A 15390-nucleotide genomic window follows, 5' to 3' on the forward strand; every position below is an offset into this window, starting at 1 on the left:
CCCGTGTGGTGCCGGTGACGGCCCCCGAGGTGGCGCCGCCCGCCCCCGTGCCTCGGCAAGAGGCGCCCCAGGTCACGGTGGCCCGGATGGCGCCCGAGCCCGTGGTGCCCTCGCCAGAGGAGTCCTTTCCTCCGCCTGAGGACAACGACGACATCGAGCCCGAGCTGCCACAAACAGCCCAGTGGGAGCTGGAGAAGACGGCGCGGCTGGCGGCGCTGGTGGAGCGAGACGTGGTGCGGCTGGCGCGCGAGCGTGAGGACGCCGTGGCACAAGGCGACGTGCAGCGGGGCGAGCAGATTGACGCGCTCCTTCAGCGCAACCTGGGACAGTTGCGCGAGCTGCACGACGAGGTCCGCAGGCTGGCCGAGGAGGTGAACGGCGTCGTCCCCGAGGAATGAGCGCGAGGGGGAACGGACGCCGCGGGTGTCCTACACCGCTCGCGCTGAGGTCCGGCCGCAGGCTTGTGAACGGGCGGGTTTTTTCTCGCTGGCGAGCTGCACGAGTCCCGCCTCGAAGTCCGCGAGCGAGCGGGCCTCGTAGGCGATGCGGTGGGTGCTGGCCGCGTCGTCGCCTTCCACGGCCTGGAGTCATGACTCATCGCGCATGGCTCCAGGCTGGAAGGGCCTCAGGCGCGGATGCTCGTCTTCCGTGCACCCGCGCGCTTGTAGACCTTGCCCGCCTTCAGCGGCGTCGTATCTGTCGTCTTCTTGGGGCGGCCCTCCTTGCGGTAGGCCACTGCGGCCGCGGACGGCAGTGTCTTGCGCCGCGAGGTGCTGCTCTGGCCTGGCTCCGGTTCGGGCAGCTTGCGGCTTTTCGCCGTGAGGCCCCTTCCTGGCGCGTGGCGGGGACTGACGCTGCGGTCCGCGAAGGTCCGTTTCCCCAGGGTCCGCCGGCCGCTCTTCTTCGCATGGTGCGTGCTGTCCGCGCTGGCGAGATGCACGTCGGTGGGCTTGAGCTCCAACGTCGTTCCCTGCCGCTTCGCGCGCTTCACGCGCTCCGTCTGACTCTTCTCTGGCATTCGACCTCCAGCGACACAGGTAGGAATGCCGGGTGGGAGATGCCAGGGGGCAGTGGAGCAGCCGGGCCCTGGTGCCCAGGTCTGGTGGTGTCGTGGAACGTCCGTCATGGCATTCCGGGACGGGTTGCGGCGGCGCGGGGGGAGGTGCTCCGATGGTGGGGCCATGCGCCGCGCTCGAATCTCCTTGGACGCGCCGTACCTCTCGCCGGAGTCGGGCGAGTTCCGCATCGTCTGTCCTGGCTGTGGGCATGCCGTCACGGTGGGCGCCGAGGCACGCTGCATGAAATGCGGCGCGAGCCTGGAGGCGGCCTTGAGCGCCGCGCGAGGTCCGCCGCCTCCGTTGCCACCGCGCCGGTTGACCCGGGCACAGCGCGCGGCCGTCTCGCGGCCCAAGCTGCACAAGCACTACGTCCTGGGAACGCTGGCCCTGTGGGCGGGGGTGATGCTGCTCCCGGTGGGACTGTTCTTCCTGCGGCCCCTGCTCCTGCAGTCCGCCATCTTCATCGGGATGGGGCTGTTGTTCCGGCGCACGAGCTGGCCGGTGTCGCTGCGGCGCGAGCAGCAGCGTCAGTTGAAGGCATGGGTCTGGGGCTTGCCGGCCGCGGCTGAACTCACGCGGGTGGAGCGTCAGGTGGCGCCCACGCTGCATGCCGGACGCGTGGTGCAACTCGATTACGTCTTCACGGTGCATGGCCAGCGCGTCGAAGGGAGCGTGCCTTCACCGCATGCGTCGGACCTGCTGCGGCGCCCGGGAGAGCGCGTGTGGGCCGTCTACGTGGCGGAGGACCCGGGCGCCAGCGCGCTGTGGCCACCGGGCCCTTGAAACGGGCACGGCCCCCGCCCGGAGGTCGCGGGGCGCGGGCCGCGTCACGACGTGTACATGCTAGCCGCCGTGAAGGGGCAGGCGCTTCTTCGGCCCGCCGAGGTGCTTCACGTTCATCTCGCTGGGGGCCTTCTTGCGGCCCTTGAGGGGGGTTGCGCGTCGCCGATGACTCTTGGGCTCATGTGCCTCGGCGGCGGGGCCCAGCGTCACGCGCTCCAGCGTCTTCTGCCGCCGCAGCGCGGCCGCGTCGTCGTGGGGCATCGTCTTGCGCCCCTTGCTGGCCTGTACGCTCGGCTGGGCCCCGTGCGCGCCGACCCGCCGCCTGTTCTTGATGCCTGCCACTATCGTCCGAACGGCCATGTTGCCTCCCTGCGGGTGAGGTAAGGACGGCGCCACGGCTTTTCCATCCCCCTCCATGGGACGGCGGAGGTCATTGCTCCCCTGCCTGCCGGGAGGAAGGGATGCCGCGCGCTGTCAGGACGCCTTCATTCCTTCCTTGTCGAATACCCCCCGGGGGTATATATCCGCCGCGGCAGGATACTCCCACCCAGTATGTCGTCACCGCCATGCCTCACTCGCCGGAAGAGAAGAAGAAGGCGCTGCTCCGCGTCCGCCGCATCCGCGGTCAGACCGAAGCCCTGGAGCGTGCGTTGGAGTCCGGAGCCGAATGCGGAACGGTCCTCCAGCAACTGGCTGCCATCCGGGGCGCCATCAACGGACTGATGTCCGAGGTGCTGGAGTCACACATCCGGGAGGAGTTCGGCCCGGCGTCCGACGAGGATCCGCGCCACGCCCAGCGGGTGCGGGACATGACGACGCTGGTCCGCACCTATCTCAAGTGAGCGGGAGTCCCTGCCTTCATCCCCTAGCCCCAGGAGCATCCTCATGAAGTCCCGTGCCGCTGTTGCCTTCGAAGCCGGAAAGCCCTTGAGCATCGTCGAACTCGACGTCGCGCCTCCGCAGAAGGGCGAGGTCCTGGTCCGCATCACCCACACGGGCGTCTGTCACACCGACGCGTTCACCCTCTCCGGGGATGATCCGGAAGGTCTCTTCCCTGTGGTGCTCGGCCACGAGGGGGCCGGCGTGGTGGAGGCGGTGGGCGAGGGCGTGACGTCCGTGAAGCCCGGCGACCACGTCATTCCGCTCTACACCGCGGAGTGCGGCCAGTGTCTGTTCTGTAAGTCCGGCAAGACCAACCTGTGCGTGGCGGTGCGTGCCACCCAGGGCAAGGGTGTGATGCCAGACGGCACCACGCGCTTCTCGTACAACGGCAAGCCCGTCTACCACTACATGGGGTGCTCCACCTTCAGCGAGTACACCGTGGTGGCGGAGGTGTCGCTGGCTCGCATCAACCCGAACGCCAACCCCGAGCAGGTCTGCCTGCTGGGCTGCGGCGTGACGACGGGCCTGGGCGCGGTGAAGAACACGGCCCGCGTGCAGGAAGGGGATTCGGTGGCGGTGTTCGGCCTGGGCGGCATCGGCCTGGCGGTCATCCAGGGCGCCCAGATGGCGAAGGCGGGTCGCATCATCGCCATCGATACGAACCCCGCCAAGTTCGAGCTGGCGAAGGCCTTCGGCGCCACCGACTTCGTCAACCCCAAGGACCATGACCGTCCCATCCAGCAGGTCATCGTCGAGATGACGGGCTGGGGCGTGGACCACTCCTTCGAGTGCATCGGCAACGTGGGCGTGATGCGCGCTGCGATCGAGTGCTCGCACCGCGGCTGGGGCCAGTCCATCATCATCGGCGTGGCCGGCGCGGGACAGGAGATCTCCACCCGTCCGTTCCAACTCGTCACGGGCCGGACCTGGAAGGGCACCGCCTTTGGTGGCGTGAAGGGCCGCTCGGAGCTCCCCGGCATGGTGGAGGACGCGATGGCCGGGAAGATTCAGCTCGCGCCGTTCGTGACCCACACGCGTTCGCTGACCGACATCAACGAGGCCTTCGACCTCATGCACGAGGGCAAGTCCATCCGCACCGTCGTCCGCTACTGAGTCAACCGCCAACCCCTTCCCCGAGGCGCAGGGCATGCGCGTATCGGCCACGCACAGCGCCAAGTCGAAGGGCACCTTCCGGGAGGACTGAGAACATGGAACGCATCGAACACCACGCGAGTTTTGGCGGCCGGCAGGAGGTGTGGAAGCACACTTCCTCCGCGCTGGGCGGCGAGACGCGGTTCGGCATCTACCTGCCGGAGGCCGCGCTGCGCGGCGAGCGCTGCCCAGTGCTGTACTGGCTCTCCGGCCTGACCTGCACCGAGCAGAACTTCATCACCAAGGCGGGCGCGCAGGAGCACGCGGCGCGCCACGGATTCATCGTCGTCGCGCCGGACACCAGTCCTCGTGGCGACGCGGTTGCCAATGACGCTGCCTATGATTTGGGGCAGGGGGCGGGCTTCTACCTCGACGCCACGCAGGCTCCCTGGGCGCCGCATTTCCGCATGCAGGACTACGTGGCCCGGGAACTCCCCGCGCTGGTGGAGCAGCACTTCCCGGCCACGGACGCGCGAGGCATCTTCGGCCATTCGATGGGCGGTCATGGCGCGCTCGTCACCGCCCTGCGCCACCCGGGCCGCTACCGCAGCGTGTCCGCCTTCTCCCCCATCGTCGCCCCCTCACAGGTGCCGTGGGGCCAGAAGGCCTTCACCGCCTACCTGGGCGACAACCGCGCCGCGTGGGCGGCCTGGGACGCCGTCGAGTTGGTGAAGACGGCGAAGGAGCGCCTGACGCTCCTGGTGGACCAGGGCGAGGCCGACGAGTTCCTCGCCACCCAATTGCGCCCGGAGTTGCTGGCCGCCGCCTGCGAGGCCACGGGCCATCCGCTCACGCTGCGGCGGCACGCGGGGTACGACCACAGCTACTACTTCATCGCCACGTTCCTCGCGGACCACTTCGCACACCACGCGAAGGCCCTCGTCGGTTCGGAGAAGGCGCGTTCGTAGTCGCGACGGTCATCCCGGGTTCCGGTCAGCCCCGACGTGACATGTCGGGGCTGGCCGTGTCTCAGCGGGACTGAGTCGACGACCCTTTGCCACGCCGGGGCGGGCGGGTGCTGGTGGTGCTCTCGGGCGGGAACAGCCAGCCGTCCGCGCCGCGCGGGGCGGTGTTGCTGGTCCGCGCCGTCTCCGTGGGCTCCAGGTGCAGGCCACGGCAGCCGCGGCACCAGGACTGGGGCCGGCGCTCGCCGCGCATGGTGCGGTAGCCGAAGTCCTGCGCCGTGGGGCCCATGTGGCCGCAGCGCGGGCAGCGGCTCAGGGACGTGACGCCCGTCTCCTTCGCCTTCTGCTTGCCATGCTCCACCACCAGCGCCAGCGCCGCGGCGAACCCCACCCGTCGCTCCGAGGCGACGTGGAAGCGCCGAGCGCGCTTGCGGCCCTTGCCGCCCAGCACCGGTAGCAGGTCCATGCCCCCAAGCAGGTTGCGCTGCTCGAGGACGCGCGTCGAAGAGCTGTTCGTGGTCGAGTGGCTCACAAGAGCACTCATACCGGGGCGGTCTGACATGCCCTGTGGAGGGGGATGCCTGCCTGCCCGCTCCTCGGAGGGATACTGAGCGAAAGTTCAATGAATCCGAGGATCTACACATCCACCCCGATTGGTAGGACGCCGGCGGCACAGGGAGGCCCCATGCCGCCGAGTCCCAAGGGGGGCGGTTACTCCCCGCCGTCCGTGCCGGACATGCCGCCGCCGGCCTCGCTGGCGCCGAAGACGGGCGTGCCGCCGGGCAGGCTTGGGTCATGCGGGAGGCTGCCGCGCGGGCTGCGCAGGTAGACGAAGGGCGTGGCGAACAGGAAGTTGGACACGCGCGACGTGTAGATGTCCGCGTACCGTTCCACCTGCCGGGCCAGGTGGCTCTTGTCATTGCCCGCGCGCGTCAGCAGGCCCCAAATGGGGTTGGACAGCTCGGTGGCCGCGCGTGCCAGGGGCCCCAGCTCCGCGTCCAGCGCCTCCAGCTCCGTGCGCAGCGTGGCCAGCCGCGCCACCAGCTCCGTCTCCGACGGCGTGTCCGTGCGCGGGCCGTACTGGAAGCGCCGCCGCTGGAGCTCCAGGCGAATCTGGCAGCTCTCCGCCTCCAGCCGCTCCTTCACCACCATGCGCTCGGCCAGCCGGGTCTCCGTGGCGCGGAACGAGGCGATGGAGCGCACCTCGTCCTCCAGCTCGCGCAGGATGAGCGCCGTGCGCCAGCGCAGCACATTCTTCGTCACGTGCACGTCGCCGAACATGTGGTCGCCCACGTAGAGAATCTGGTCACCGCTCATGCCCAGGTGGCGCTCCAGCTCCACCGCGCTGCCGCCGAAGTACGGCGTGCCCGGCTTGAAGGGGCCCGTGTGCGGACGCAGCAGCGCCTCGCCGCTGGACTCCACCACCTCGAAGAGCGACGAGCGCGTGGTGAAGAACTCCGGCTTGCGCGCGGAGACAATCACCACGTCGAAGAGCTGCCGCCACGTCATGCCTTCCGGCAGGTGCCGGTCGAAGGCGAAGTGCATCATGGGCTCGGTGTAGGCCCACTCGCTGTTGGTGATGAGCAGCAGCTTCTTGCCGGCGTTGCGCTGGTCCAGCAGCGCCAGCGGCGTCTCCGGGTCGTCGATGACGTAGCGCTCCGGGTCGGCGATGATTTCCGCCTTCAGCCGCCCCTGCATGTGCGTGGCGTCCAGGTTCTTCCGCACGTGCTCGTAGAGGTCCGAATAGCCCATGGGGCCCGGGAGCTGGCCGGCGTCCAGCCGGTCCACGAGCTGTGCGTAGATGCACGCCTCCGACAGCGAGAAGAGCGTGTTGAGGAACACCCAGCGCTGCTCATGCAGGTCGATGATGGTGCGCGCGTATTCGTCGCGCTGGGCCTCGAAGCTCATGGCCTGCGTGCCGTGCAGCGCCTTCTTCACGAAGCCGAAGCGGTTGGCCTTGAGGAGGTTGCCCTTCTCCGTGTCGATGATGAGGCCGCGCATCGACAGCTCGGGGTCGAACGACAAGTCCGCCACCGGCCAGCCCTGCTCGACGAGCCGGTCGCGGATGTGCTCGTAGGCGCGGCGCTCCCACGCCTCCACATGGTAGTGGATGAGCGTGTAATCCATGTCGTAACCCACCGCCTTGATGGCGCGCAGGTTGAGGGTGCGGTTGCAGAACAGTCCGCGCTCGGGCGGGGGACCAGGAATGAACGTGCTCATGGCACCCCTGGCTTGCCCCGGAGCGCGCGAAAAGTCACTGCTTTCGTCAGGGCCCGTCCGCTGGACGGCAGAAGTCCAGCGGCACCCCGGCCGGGTCAAGCCTGCTTCGCGAGCTCCGCGTCGATGGCGGACAGCAGACGCGCATCATCCGCGGCGACGTCCGGCGCGAAACGCGCGGCGACGCGGCCGTCACGCCCGACGAGGAACTTCTCGAAGTTCCACTGCACTTCCGGCACGGGGTTGGCGGTGATGCCGTAGCCCTGGAGCCGGCTGCGCATGGGGCCTTCGCCCACGGCGTCCGGGATGGCGCCCGTCAGCGCGTGGTAGAGCGGGTGCTTGTCCGCGCCCACCACCGAAATCTTGGAGAACAGCGGGAACTTCACGTCGTAGGTCAGCGTGCAGAACGCCTTGATTTCCGACTCGCTGCCCGGCTCCTGGCCCAGGAAGTTGTTGGCCGGGAAGCCCAGCACCTCGAAGCCCTCGGCGCGCTTGCGCTCGTAGAGCTTCTCCAGGCCTTCGTACTGCGGCGTCAGTCCGCACTTGGAGGCCACGTTGACCACCAGCAGGACCTTGCCCTTGAACTGGCCGAGCGACTGCGGGGCACCATCGATGGACTTGAGGGGAATGTCGTAGAGGTTCTGGCTCATGCCTCACCCTATAACCGCTCGGAGGGGGGCAGGCCGGGGAGATTATAAAATCCAGAAATGACAACTATCCATGGGCCGACAGGAGGTAGGTTCCGCCACCTCTTTCACTCCTTCCCTATTTGGAGAACTGCCCATGACGTGGACGATTCGGAGCCTGCTCCTCGGTGTCTTCCTGCTGTCCGGCTGCAAGCACACGGGTGGCGGCAGCGTCACCCCCACCCCGACGCAGCCGCAGGCTTGTGATGCGCAGCAGGCGCAAATCTCCCGCGAGGCCGATGAGCGCGCCAGCCCGTGGAGCGTGGAGCAGCACCTGGCGAAGAACTTCCCTGGCAAGAAGGTGTCGTGGCTGATGACGGACGCCGCGTACCAGAACTTCGTGGTGAAGCCGAACGCGCAGAACTTTGGCCGCTGCAATGACAGCGTTTGCTATCTGTTCGCCGCGCCGTCGGAGACCATCCAGGCCGCCGTCGAGAAGTCGATGGTGAACGGCGCGCATGACCCGGCGGTGATTGGCCAGGCGCTGGGCCTGCCGGCGAAGAACTTCGAAGGCCCGCTGCGGATGATGACGCTGGACCTGGCGGCCACCGGCGTGTGCGTGCGCCTGCCCGTGGACAGCGACCCGGGCGTCTGGAAGTGCACCAGCGAGGAGGACACGGACTGCTTCAAGTTCGGTGGCTACACCTCTGGCGGCGTGCCGGAGCTGATGGTCATCGACGCGCCCGTCTCCCACGCGGTGGTGACGGAGATTCCGTGAGCGAGGAGCAGGTCCTCATCCAGAGCCCCCTCATGTACCGGCTGGTGCGCTCGGCGGAGGGGGCGCTCTTCCTTGACGTGGTGGTGGGGGGCATCGCCCAGTTCACGGTGCGCGTGGTCCTCACCGAGCAGGAAGCCGAGGCCTACGGCCGGCTGGGCCGCCCCTATGCGGACCGTCTGGCAATGGATGTCATGGCCAGCCCGGCGTTCGGCGGGCGGGCCGTCCGCGTGCCGTAGGGCGCGGCGTGGGGGGGCCGCCCCGGGCCACCTTCGGAAGGTGGCTCGGGGACGGTGCTTGCGTGGGCCCGTTGCGCATTCGTGAATGCGCCGCCGCGCCTGGGTGTCGGATGCTGACGTGTCGTCACATCCGGCCCGAGCCGCGAAGGATGCTTGCATGAAGATGTCGTGGAGTGGTGCGGTCCTGTCCGCCTGTGTGCTGGGGCTCACCGCCGGAGCAGCCCGCGCGGAAGAGGCGTGGAAGACGGTGGCGGAGAAGCCTTACGTGGTGAAGGTCCGCGCGCGCCCGGGCTCCGAGGCCAAGGACGTGTGGGCGGAGGGCGAGCTGGCCGCGAGCGCCGCGGATGTCCAGTCGGTGCTGCGGGACGTGGACGCCTACCGGCACTGGATGCCGTATGTGAAGGAGTCTCGCATCCTGAAGGACCTGCCGGACGAGGGGCAGCTCACGTACACGAAGCTGGACCTGCCGGTGGTGTCCTCGCGCGACTACATCTGCAGCGTGGTGTTGGAGTCCAGGCTGGCGGAGGACGGCTCGGGTGTGTTCGCGCAGCGCTGGCAGGCGACGCCGGACGCCATTCCCCAGCGGCGCGGCACCGTTCGCATCCGGCTCAACGAGGGAAGCTGGCGCGTGGAGCCTCGAGGCGAAGGAAAGTCCCATGCCGTGTACCGCTTCACCGTGGACCCGGCCGGCTCCATTCCTGGCTTCCTGGCGCGCATGGGGCAGAAGGACGCCGTGGAGGACACGTTCCGCGCGGTGGAGAAGCGTGCCCGGGAACACGCCGCATCCCGGGCACGAGCGGAATGACGCCGGTGCGCCGCAACCGATGCAGGGCCCTGGCCGGGGTGCGCAAGCCTTGCGCGTTTTCAGGGCTGTAGCGCCGCGCACCGCAAGGCACGCTTCCTGAAAGCATAATCTCCTGCTGGGCCGTGGGTCCGGAGTGGCCGGGGTGGCCGCAGTGGGAGACGAACATGGAGCTGCTGGCTCGGGAGGCCCAGGAAGCATTGCGGCAGCGCAGCCATCGGCTGCGCGCTCGGGCCTCGTTGGGGGTGGGGGGCCTGTCCTTCACCCAGGCGGAGGCGCAGGAGCTGCGGGACATCGAGGAGGCGCTGACGCGCATCGCTCATGGTGAGTTCGGCCGGTGCGCGCGCTGCGGCGGGGCCATTGGCCGGCACCGGCTGCGCGCTGTTCCAGAGGCCCGGCATTGCCTGACGTGTGCCGCCCTGGCGCGCTGAAGGCCCGCTCCCTGTCCGGGCGGGCGGCGTCGCCTGGCGAGCAGTGCCGCCGTCCCGTCTGGGAAAGAAGCCGTGCATGGGTGCATGTCTAGGGGTATAGACACGCCCGAAATGTGTCCCATGGTGAAGACCGAAGACCTGATTGACGCTCAGGCGGTGGCCGGGTTGCTGCGCCTGCGCCACGCCAACAGCGTCAGCACCTACCTGCGCCGCTATCCCGACATGCCCCGGCCCGTCCTGGACCTGGGCACGGGGCGGCCCCGGCTTTGGCTTCGTCCCCAGGTGGTGCGCTGGATGCGCGCCCGTAAGCCCGAGCAGCTCCGCGCTGGAGGTGAGTCATGACTACCGCTGTTCCCCGTTCCCCGCCCGCCGTGCTTCCGGGCCCCAACGACACCTGCTGGTGTGGCAGTGGCACCAAGTACAAGAAGTGCCACCGCGGCGCGGATGCCGCCGAGGCGCGCAAGAAGGGCCCGGAGGTGCTTCGCAAGGGCATCCGCCCGGGCGTCATCAGCCCGCGCCGCGAGGTGCCGCTCCACATCCCCCGTCCGGACTACGCGCTGACGGGCCGCCCGTCGCGCAAGGACGCGGGCTCCGACATCAAGACGCCGGACGTCATCGCCCGCATGCGCAAGGCGTGCAAGGCCGCCGCCGAGGTGCTGCAAGAGGTGGCCTCCCACGTGCGTCCGGGCATCACCACGGACGAGCTGGATGCGATTACCCACGAGGCGTACATCAAGCGGGGCGGGTACCCCAGCACGCTCAACTACCACCGCTACCCGAAGTCGCTCTGCACGTCCGTCAACGAGGTCATCTGCCACGGCATCCCGGACAGCCGGGCGCTGGAGGACGGCGATATCGTCAACCTGGACGTCACCATCTACCTGGATGGTGTGCACGGTGACTGCTCGGCGACGTACTTCGTGGGCAACGTGGATGAGGAGAGCCAGCGGCTGGTGCGCGTGACGCGCGAGTGCCTGGAGCAGGGCATCGCCGCGGTGAAGCCGGGCCGGCCCATCAGCGACATCGGCCGCGCGATTGAGACGCATGCCACCCAGCACGGCATGAGCGTGGTGCGCGCCTACTGCGGCCACGGCATCGGCGAGACGTTCCACACCTCGCTCCAGGTGCCGCACTACTACGAGGCCGAGGCCGACACCGTCATGCAGCCCGGCATGATTTTCACCGTCGAGCCGATGATCAACCTGGGCGGCTGGGGTCACCGCACTTGGGATGACGAGTGGACCGCCGTCACCGCCGACGGCACCCGCAGCGCCCAGTTCGAGCACACCCTGCTCGTCACCGAGCAGGGCGCGGAAATCCTCACCGTGGCGTGAGCCCGTGGACGCGCGCGGCCGGACTCCTCCGGCCGTGCGCTCCGGCTCCCCCGGCGGTCGCTGTCGGGGGTGTAGCCCGTCGGGAGAGAGCGGCCCCGCGCAGGGGTGCGCCGCTCAGAGGACCGGGAGTCCGCTCGGGCATTCGTGCTAGAGATTCCGGGGAGGGGATGTGGCCTCATCGCCACGGGAACTCACCATCTCATGCGTACGGACAGCGCTCTTCCCGAGGAGATTCTCGAGACGGTTCTTCGTTCGATGGACACCGCCGCCGCGGGCCGCTTGCGCTCCGCGCCGGAGGCGCCGCGGGCGCTCGCCCTGGCCCTGCGTGAGGCGGCCTCCCTTCAGTGCGCGGCGCCCGAGCCCCTGGTGTTCGCGCGGCACCTGGGCGAACGGCTCTCCGAGGCGGAGGACCCCGTCGTCGCGCTGGAACGTTTGCACGCAAGGGACCTCGCCCTCGCGCTCGCCTGCGCTCAAGGGACGCCGGGGGCGGCGGACCTCTTCGAAGCGCAGGTCCTGCGCAAGCTGCATGGCTCGCTCGCACGGTTTCATTCCTCGCCCACGTTCGTGGATGAAGTGCTTCAGGCGCTCCGGGGAAATCTGCTGATGCCTCGGCCCGACTCGCCGCCCCGGCTCCTTGGCTATGCGGGCGTGGGTTCGTTGTTGCACTGGGTCAACATCTCCGCGGTGCGCCTCGCGCTCCGGATGCGAAAGGCCCAGGGGCAGGAGGCACGGGTGGACGCGGAGATGCTGGCCGCGGACCCCGCGCAAGGCGGGCTGGAGCTGGGGCTGGTTCGCGAGGAGGCCCGCTCGCACGTGCGCGCCGCCTTCGTCCAGGCGGTGGCCTCCCTGGATGACGAGGACCGGGAGTTGCTGCGTCTCCACTTCGTCGAGCATCTGTCGCTGGCTCGCATGGGGGAACTCTACGGCGTGCACAAGTCCACCCTGTCCCGGCGGCTGTCCGGGGTGAAGGCGCTGCTGGAGACGCGCACGCACGAGGGGCTGACGGAGCGGCTGTCGCTCTCCCAGGAGGAACTGGACAGCATGATGCGGGCCGTTCATGGCCGCCTCGACGTGAGCCTGTCCGGACTCCTGGCGGCGAAGGAATGAGCTGCCCGGACGAGAACGACCTCGCGCGCCACCTGGAAGGCCAGCTCTCCTCCGAGCGTGCGCAACAGGTGCGTGCCCACGTCGCCGGCTGCGCCGAGTGCCGGAGCGTGCTCGCCGCGCTGAGCTCGAATGAGGCGCGGACCTCCTTCGCGGGGGTGGGGCCGCTCGCCCCGGGCACGCGGGTGGGGCGCTACGTGGTGCTGGGGCTGCTAGGCGAGGGCGGCATGGGCCGGGTTCATGTCGCGTATGACCCCGAGCTGGACCGCAAGGTGGCGCTGAAGCTGCTCAAGCCGGAGCGTTTCCATGAGGACTCGCTGGCCCTGGCGCGGCAACGCCTGGAGCGCGAGGCCCGCACCATGGCGAAGCTGTCCCACCCGCACATCGCCAGCCTTCATGACGTGGGCGAGTATCAGGGACAGCTCTTCCTGGTGATGGAGTTCCTGGAGGGCGGCACGCTGCGGCGCTGGCTGACGGAGCAACCGCGCCCGCTCCGGGAGGTGCTCGAGCGCTTCCGGCAGGCAGCGGATGGACTCGCCGCGTCGCACGCGCTGGGCATCGTCCACCGGGACTTCAAGCCGGACAATGTCTTGCTGACGAAGGGGGGCCTCGTCCGCATCACCGACTTTGGCCTGGCCAACGCGACCCTGGTGCCTGGAACGGCGGCTCCCGGCACGGTGTCTCCGGCATCCCTCACCGTCACGGGGACCTTGCTGGGCACGCTGGCCTATGGGGCGCCCGAGCAACTCCGCGGCGAGCACGGTGATGCCCGTTCGGACCAGTTCTCATTCTGTGTCGCGCTCTACGAGGCGCTCAACGGCCAGCGTCCCTTCGAGGGAAAGACGCGTGAGGCCTTGCTGGAGCAGGTGGCGCGGAAGGCCGTGCGTCCGGAACGCGCCGGTGTCCCCGCGTGGCTGCGGGCCGTCGTCCGGCGCGGGCTCTCCGCCGACCCCGCGGAGCGGTTCTCCTCCATGGAGGTGCTGCGTGCGCGGTTGTCCCGGGACCCCGGGGCGCGCTGGCGCACGGTGGCCCTGGTGATGCTGGGCGCGGTCCTGACGGGGCTGGCTGTGTTCGGGCTGCTCTCCAGGCAGGCGCCTCAAGCGCTGTGTCAGGGCAGTGAGCGGCACTTCGCGGGCGTCTGGGATGCGGAGACGCGGGAGGCCACCCGGCGGGCCTTCCTGGCCACGGGCGCCCTGGACGCGGAAGCGTCCTTCTCCGCGGTGGCGGCGGCGCTGGAGCGCTGGAAGCTGGACTGGACGCGCGCGCACCAGGAGGCCTGCGAGGCCACGCGGGTCTGGGGCGAGCAGCCAGAGCAGGTCCTGGGCCTGCGCATGGCCTGCCTCGACGAGCGGCTGGAAGAGGTGACCCGCGTGGTGGCGGCGCTCCAGGGCGCGGATGCGCGCACCGTGGCGCGCGGCTTCGGGCTGGGGGGCTCGCTGGCGAGCCTGCGGCGCTGCTCGGACGCGAGGACGTTGCTGGAGGCCGTGGCGCCTCCGGAGGACCCGGCCGTGCTGTTGGAGGTGACGGCGGTCCGGGCGGAGTTGGCCCGGGCGAACGCGGGGCTGTTCGCGGGCCATACGCCGGAGGCGTTGAAGGTGGCGCTGGCGGCACGGGAGCGGGCCGTGCGCACGCGCTACCGCCCGCTGGAGGCGGAGGCCCACCTGCTGTGCGCCACGCTCCAGGAAGACGCCAGTGCGTTCGAGGATGCGCGAGCCTCGCTGGTCCAGGCCGGCCTCGCCGCGGAGGCGGGGCGCCATCATGCCGTGCTGGCCCGGGTGCTCTATGCCCAGGCGTGGTTGAGTGGCCATGACTTGGAACGGACCCAGGAGGCCTGGGCCTATCTGAACCGCGCTCAGGCGGTGGCTGAGCCGCTGCGCGACCCCGAGTTCGACGCGCTGTTGAACTATGTCCGCGCCGAGTTGTTCGAACAGGAGGGACGTTTCTCCGAGGCGGAGCCGCTGCTGCGCGAGGCGCTGGACCGTGTCACGGCGAAGGGCGTCTCCCATGCCGCTGCCCGCGCGGAGCTCAACGGACGTCTGGGCTTGCTGGCCCGTCATCAGGGCCGGCTCCTGGAAGCGAAGCGCTGGCAGGAAGAGGCGCTGCGGCTTCAGGAGGACTTGCATGGCCCCGACCACCGCGACACCGCCCGGGCCCTGGTGAACCTGGGCGGCACGCTGGCCCACGCGGGGGAGCTGGCCCGCGCGGAGGCCGTCGTGCAGCGGGCGCTGGCCAACCTCCGCCGCAGCCTGGGCGAGGAACACCTCGTGGTGGCGCGCACGTTGTCCAACCTGGCCGTCATCTATTTCGAGTGGGGGCGGGGGCCGGAGGCGCTGCGCGCGGCGGAGCAGAGCCTCGCGGTCGCTCGCAAGAGCGTGCCGCCGGAAGGCGCGGACGCGGTGCTCATGGGCATGACGTCGAACCGGACGGGGGTGCTGGGTGAGCTGGGCGCGCGCGAGGCTGAGCTGGAGCAGGCCCGGCGCAGCCTGGCCCACCGTGAGCGCGTGTACGGCGCCACGCATCCGGAGGTCGCGCTGGACCTGCACGAGGTGGGGCGGCTGTTGCGATTGCTGGGGCGCGCGAAGGAGGCCCGGGGTTTCCACGCGCGCGGCGTCGCGCTCCAGGAGTCGTTGGTGGCGCGCGGCGAGCTGGAGGGGGAGGGGCTGCGCTGGCTCGCGGATGCCCTGCTGTTCCTGGGGCGCGTCGAGGAGGCTCGGGGCCACGCGGAGCGGGCGCTCGCGAGGCTGGAGCGGGACTGGGGGCCGGTGGCGCCGGAGCGCATCAAGGCGCTGGTGCTGATGGGCGACATCCATCTGGCGAGGCGCGCGCCAGCGGAGGCGGTGGCGCCCTTGAGGACGGCGCTGGCGGCGCTCGCGAGCGAACAGGTGGCGTCCGCGCGGGTTCCCCTGGCGCGGCGGCGGCTCGCCCAAGCCTTGCGTCAGTCCGGGGCGTCCGACGAGGCGTGTCAGGAGGCGCGCAGGGCGTGGCTGGAGTGGGAGCCCTGGCGCAAGGCCTACCCCGGTGAAGTCGCCGAGGCTCGCGCCGAAAAGGACCGCTGTCCGCGCTAGCCGTCCGATTTCGACGC

Annotated in this window: 19 protein-coding genes; 13 read left to right on the top strand and 6 right to left on the bottom strand. The window is 70.0% G+C overall.

The genetic code is table 11. The annotated features are described in order from the left end of the window. Nucleotides 1-398, top strand: a 398-nt coding sequence (locus tag FMQ63_RS06200; RefSeq protein ID WP_141276569.1) for a hypothetical protein, incomplete at its 5' end; no start/stop codon positions are given. 30 nt (nt 399-428) lie between these two features. On the opposite strand, the gene FMQ63_RS37300 is transcribed toward FMQ63_RS06200, so the two are convergent. Together FMQ63_RS37300 and FMQ63_RS06205 are read right to left on the bottom strand one after the other, a co-directional pair. Next, complete coding sequence (locus FMQ63_RS37300) at nt 429-578, bottom strand: hypothetical protein (protein WP_011557018.1); 150 nt, start codon at nt 576-578, stop codon at nt 429-431. 47 nt (nt 579-625) lie between these two features. Beyond that, nucleotides 626-1018 carry a hypothetical protein gene (locus FMQ63_RS06205; protein ID WP_011557017.1) on the bottom strand — a complete coding sequence of 131 codons (393 nt, stop codon included), beginning with the start codon at nt 1016-1018 and terminating at the stop codon, nt 626-628. A 163-nt stretch (nt 1019-1181) separates the two neighbouring features. On the opposite strand from FMQ63_RS06205, the gene FMQ63_RS06210 reads away from it, so the two are divergent. Next, the gene (locus FMQ63_RS06210; protein ID WP_225909622.1) at nt 1182-1841 is read left to right on the top strand and encodes a hypothetical protein; all 660 of its coding nucleotides are present in this window, start codon (nt 1182-1184) and stop codon (nt 1839-1841) included. 60 nt (nt 1842-1901) lie between these two features. On the opposite strand, the gene FMQ63_RS06215 is transcribed toward FMQ63_RS06210, so the two are convergent. Then, complete coding sequence (locus tag FMQ63_RS06215; RefSeq protein ID WP_225909621.1) at nt 1902-2201, bottom strand: hypothetical protein; 300 nt, start codon at nt 2199-2201, stop codon at nt 1902-1904. Between the two features lie 206 nt (nt 2202-2407). Between FMQ63_RS06215 and frmR the strand changes: the two genes are divergently transcribed. From frmR to fghA, 3 genes are all read left to right on the top strand, one after another. Next, nucleotides 2408-2683, top strand: a complete 276-nt coding sequence (gene frmR, locus FMQ63_RS06220) for a formaldehyde-responsive transcriptional repressor FrmR (RefSeq protein WP_011557014.1) — start codon at nt 2408-2410, stop codon at nt 2681-2683. A gap of 43 nt (nt 2684-2726) precedes the next feature. Beyond that, nucleotides 2727-3836: an S-(hydroxymethyl)glutathione dehydrogenase/class III alcohol dehydrogenase gene (locus tag FMQ63_RS06225; protein WP_011557013.1), complete on the top strand. Its 1110-nt coding sequence runs from the start codon at nt 2727-2729 to the stop codon at nt 3834-3836. A gap of 95 nt (nt 3837-3931) precedes the next feature. Further along, the gene (gene fghA / locus FMQ63_RS06230; protein ID WP_011557012.1) at nt 3932-4783 is read left to right on the top strand and encodes an S-formylglutathione hydrolase; all 852 of its coding nucleotides are present in this window, start codon (nt 3932-3934) and stop codon (nt 4781-4783) included. 61 nt (nt 4784-4844) lie between these two features. Here the strand turns inward: fghA and FMQ63_RS06235 are convergent, their stop codons facing one another. The 3 genes from FMQ63_RS06235 to FMQ63_RS06245 form a co-directional block, all read right to left on the bottom strand. Then, complete coding sequence (locus tag FMQ63_RS06235; protein ID WP_011557011.1) at nt 4845-5342, bottom strand: hypothetical protein; 498 nt, start codon at nt 5340-5342, stop codon at nt 4845-4847. 149 nt (nt 5343-5491) lie between these two features. Then, a complete protein-coding gene (locus FMQ63_RS06240) occupies nt 5492-7000 on the bottom strand; it encodes an HAD-IG family 5'-nucleotidase (RefSeq protein WP_011557010.1) in 1509 nt (502 codons plus the stop codon). A 95-nt stretch (nt 7001-7095) separates the two neighbouring features. Then, entirely contained in the window at nt 7096-7647 is a 552-nt protein-coding gene (locus FMQ63_RS06245) for a glutathione peroxidase (RefSeq protein WP_011557009.1), read from the bottom strand. A gap of 133 nt (nt 7648-7780) precedes the next feature. Here FMQ63_RS06245 and FMQ63_RS06250 point away from each other — a divergent pair, with 133 nt between their 5' ends. The 8 genes from FMQ63_RS06250 (at nt 7781) to FMQ63_RS06285 (ending at nt 15373) form a co-directional block, all read left to right on the top strand. Beyond that, on the top strand, nt 7781-8401 hold the full coding sequence (locus FMQ63_RS06250; protein WP_011557008.1) for a hypothetical protein: 621 nt from the start codon (nt 7781-7783) through the stop codon (nt 8399-8401). Continuing rightward, the gene (locus FMQ63_RS06255) at nt 8398-8637 is read left to right on the top strand and encodes a hypothetical protein (protein ID WP_011557007.1); all 240 of its coding nucleotides are present in this window, start codon (nt 8398-8400) and stop codon (nt 8635-8637) included. The genes FMQ63_RS06250 and FMQ63_RS06255 overlap by 4 nt, the downstream gene beginning before the upstream one ends. Before the next feature lie 157 nt (nt 8638-8794). Then, on the top strand, nt 8795-9442 hold the full coding sequence (locus tag FMQ63_RS06260) for an START domain-containing protein (protein ID WP_225909620.1): 648 nt from the start codon (nt 8795-8797) through the stop codon (nt 9440-9442). Nucleotides 9443-9564: 122 nt separating this feature from the next. Beyond that, a complete protein-coding gene (locus FMQ63_RS06265; protein ID WP_011557005.1) occupies nt 9565-9870 on the top strand; it encodes a TraR/DksA C4-type zinc finger protein in 306 nt (101 codons plus the stop codon). Nucleotides 9871-9990: 120 nt separating this feature from the next. Further along, entirely contained in the window at nt 9991-10212 is a 222-nt protein-coding gene (locus FMQ63_RS06270; RefSeq protein ID WP_171410092.1) for a hypothetical protein, read from the top strand. After that, nucleotides 10209-11204, top strand: coding sequence for a type I methionyl aminopeptidase (gene map / locus FMQ63_RS06275; protein WP_043612629.1), 996 nt, complete (start codon nt 10209-10211; stop codon nt 11202-11204). The genes FMQ63_RS06270 and map overlap by 4 nt, the downstream gene beginning before the upstream one ends. Before the next feature lie 201 nt (nt 11205-11405). Next, nucleotides 11406-12311 (top strand): transcriptional regulator, encoded by a 906-nt coding sequence (locus FMQ63_RS06280; RefSeq protein ID WP_026114093.1) that lies wholly within the window; start codon nt 11406-11408, stop codon nt 12309-12311. Next, on the top strand, nt 12308-15373 hold the full coding sequence (locus FMQ63_RS06285) for a tetratricopeptide repeat protein (RefSeq protein WP_011557001.1): 3066 nt from the start codon (nt 12308-12310) through the stop codon (nt 15371-15373). The genes FMQ63_RS06280 and FMQ63_RS06285 overlap by 4 nt, the downstream gene beginning before the upstream one ends. Nucleotides 15374-15390 lie beyond the last annotated feature (17 nt).

Origin of the sequence: Myxococcus sp. CA005 (assembly GCF_006518205.1) — a bacterium.
Classification (GTDB): Bacteria; Myxococcota; Myxococcia; order Myxococcales; family Myxococcaceae; genus Myxococcus; species Myxococcus xanthus.

What these genes read in the sequence shown, in the direction of transcription:
- FMQ63_RS06205 (WP_011557017.1), bottom strand. Translation starts at nt 1,018, where the DNA reads ATGCCAGAGAAGAGTCAGACGGAGCGCGTGAAGCGCGCGAAGCGGCAG.
- FMQ63_RS06210 (WP_225909622.1), top strand. Translation starts at nt 1,182, where the DNA reads ATGCGCCGCGCTCGAATCTCCTTGGACGCGCCGTACCTCTCGCCGGAG.
- FMQ63_RS06215 (WP_225909621.1), bottom strand. Translation starts at nt 2,201, where the DNA reads ATGGCCGTTCGGACGATAGTGGCAGGCATCAAGAACAGGCGGCGGGTC.
- frmR (WP_011557014.1), top strand. Translation starts at nt 2,408, where the DNA reads ATGCCTCACTCGCCGGAAGAGAAGAAGAAGGCGCTGCTCCGCGTCCGC.
- FMQ63_RS06225 (WP_011557013.1), top strand. Translation starts at nt 2,727, where the DNA reads ATGAAGTCCCGTGCCGCTGTTGCCTTCGAAGCCGGAAAGCCCTTGAGC.
- fghA (WP_011557012.1), top strand. Translation starts at nt 3,932, where the DNA reads ATGGAACGCATCGAACACCACGCGAGTTTTGGCGGCCGGCAGGAGGTG.
- FMQ63_RS06235 (WP_011557011.1), bottom strand. Translation starts at nt 5,342, where the DNA reads ATGTCAGACCGCCCCGGTATGAGTGCTCTTGTGAGCCACTCGACCACG.
- FMQ63_RS06240 (WP_011557010.1), bottom strand. Translation starts at nt 7,000, where the DNA reads ATGAGCACGTTCATTCCTGGTCCCCCGCCCGAGCGCGGACTGTTCTGC.
- FMQ63_RS06245 (WP_011557009.1), bottom strand. Translation starts at nt 7,647, where the DNA reads ATGAGCCAGAACCTCTACGACATTCCCCTCAAGTCCATCGATGGTGCC.
- FMQ63_RS06250 (WP_011557008.1), top strand. Translation starts at nt 7,781, where the DNA reads ATGACGTGGACGATTCGGAGCCTGCTCCTCGGTGTCTTCCTGCTGTCC.
- FMQ63_RS06260 (WP_225909620.1), top strand. Translation starts at nt 8,795, where the DNA reads ATGAAGATGTCGTGGAGTGGTGCGGTCCTGTCCGCCTGTGTGCTGGGG.
- FMQ63_RS06270 (WP_171410092.1), top strand. Translation starts at nt 9,991, where the DNA reads ATGGTGAAGACCGAAGACCTGATTGACGCTCAGGCGGTGGCCGGGTTG.
- map (WP_043612629.1), top strand. Translation starts at nt 10,209, where the DNA reads ATGACTACCGCTGTTCCCCGTTCCCCGCCCGCCGTGCTTCCGGGCCCC.
- FMQ63_RS06280 (WP_026114093.1), top strand. Translation starts at nt 11,406, where the DNA reads ATGCGTACGGACAGCGCTCTTCCCGAGGAGATTCTCGAGACGGTTCTT.
- FMQ63_RS06285 (WP_011557001.1), top strand. Translation starts at nt 12,308, where the DNA reads ATGAGCTGCCCGGACGAGAACGACCTCGCGCGCCACCTGGAAGGCCAG.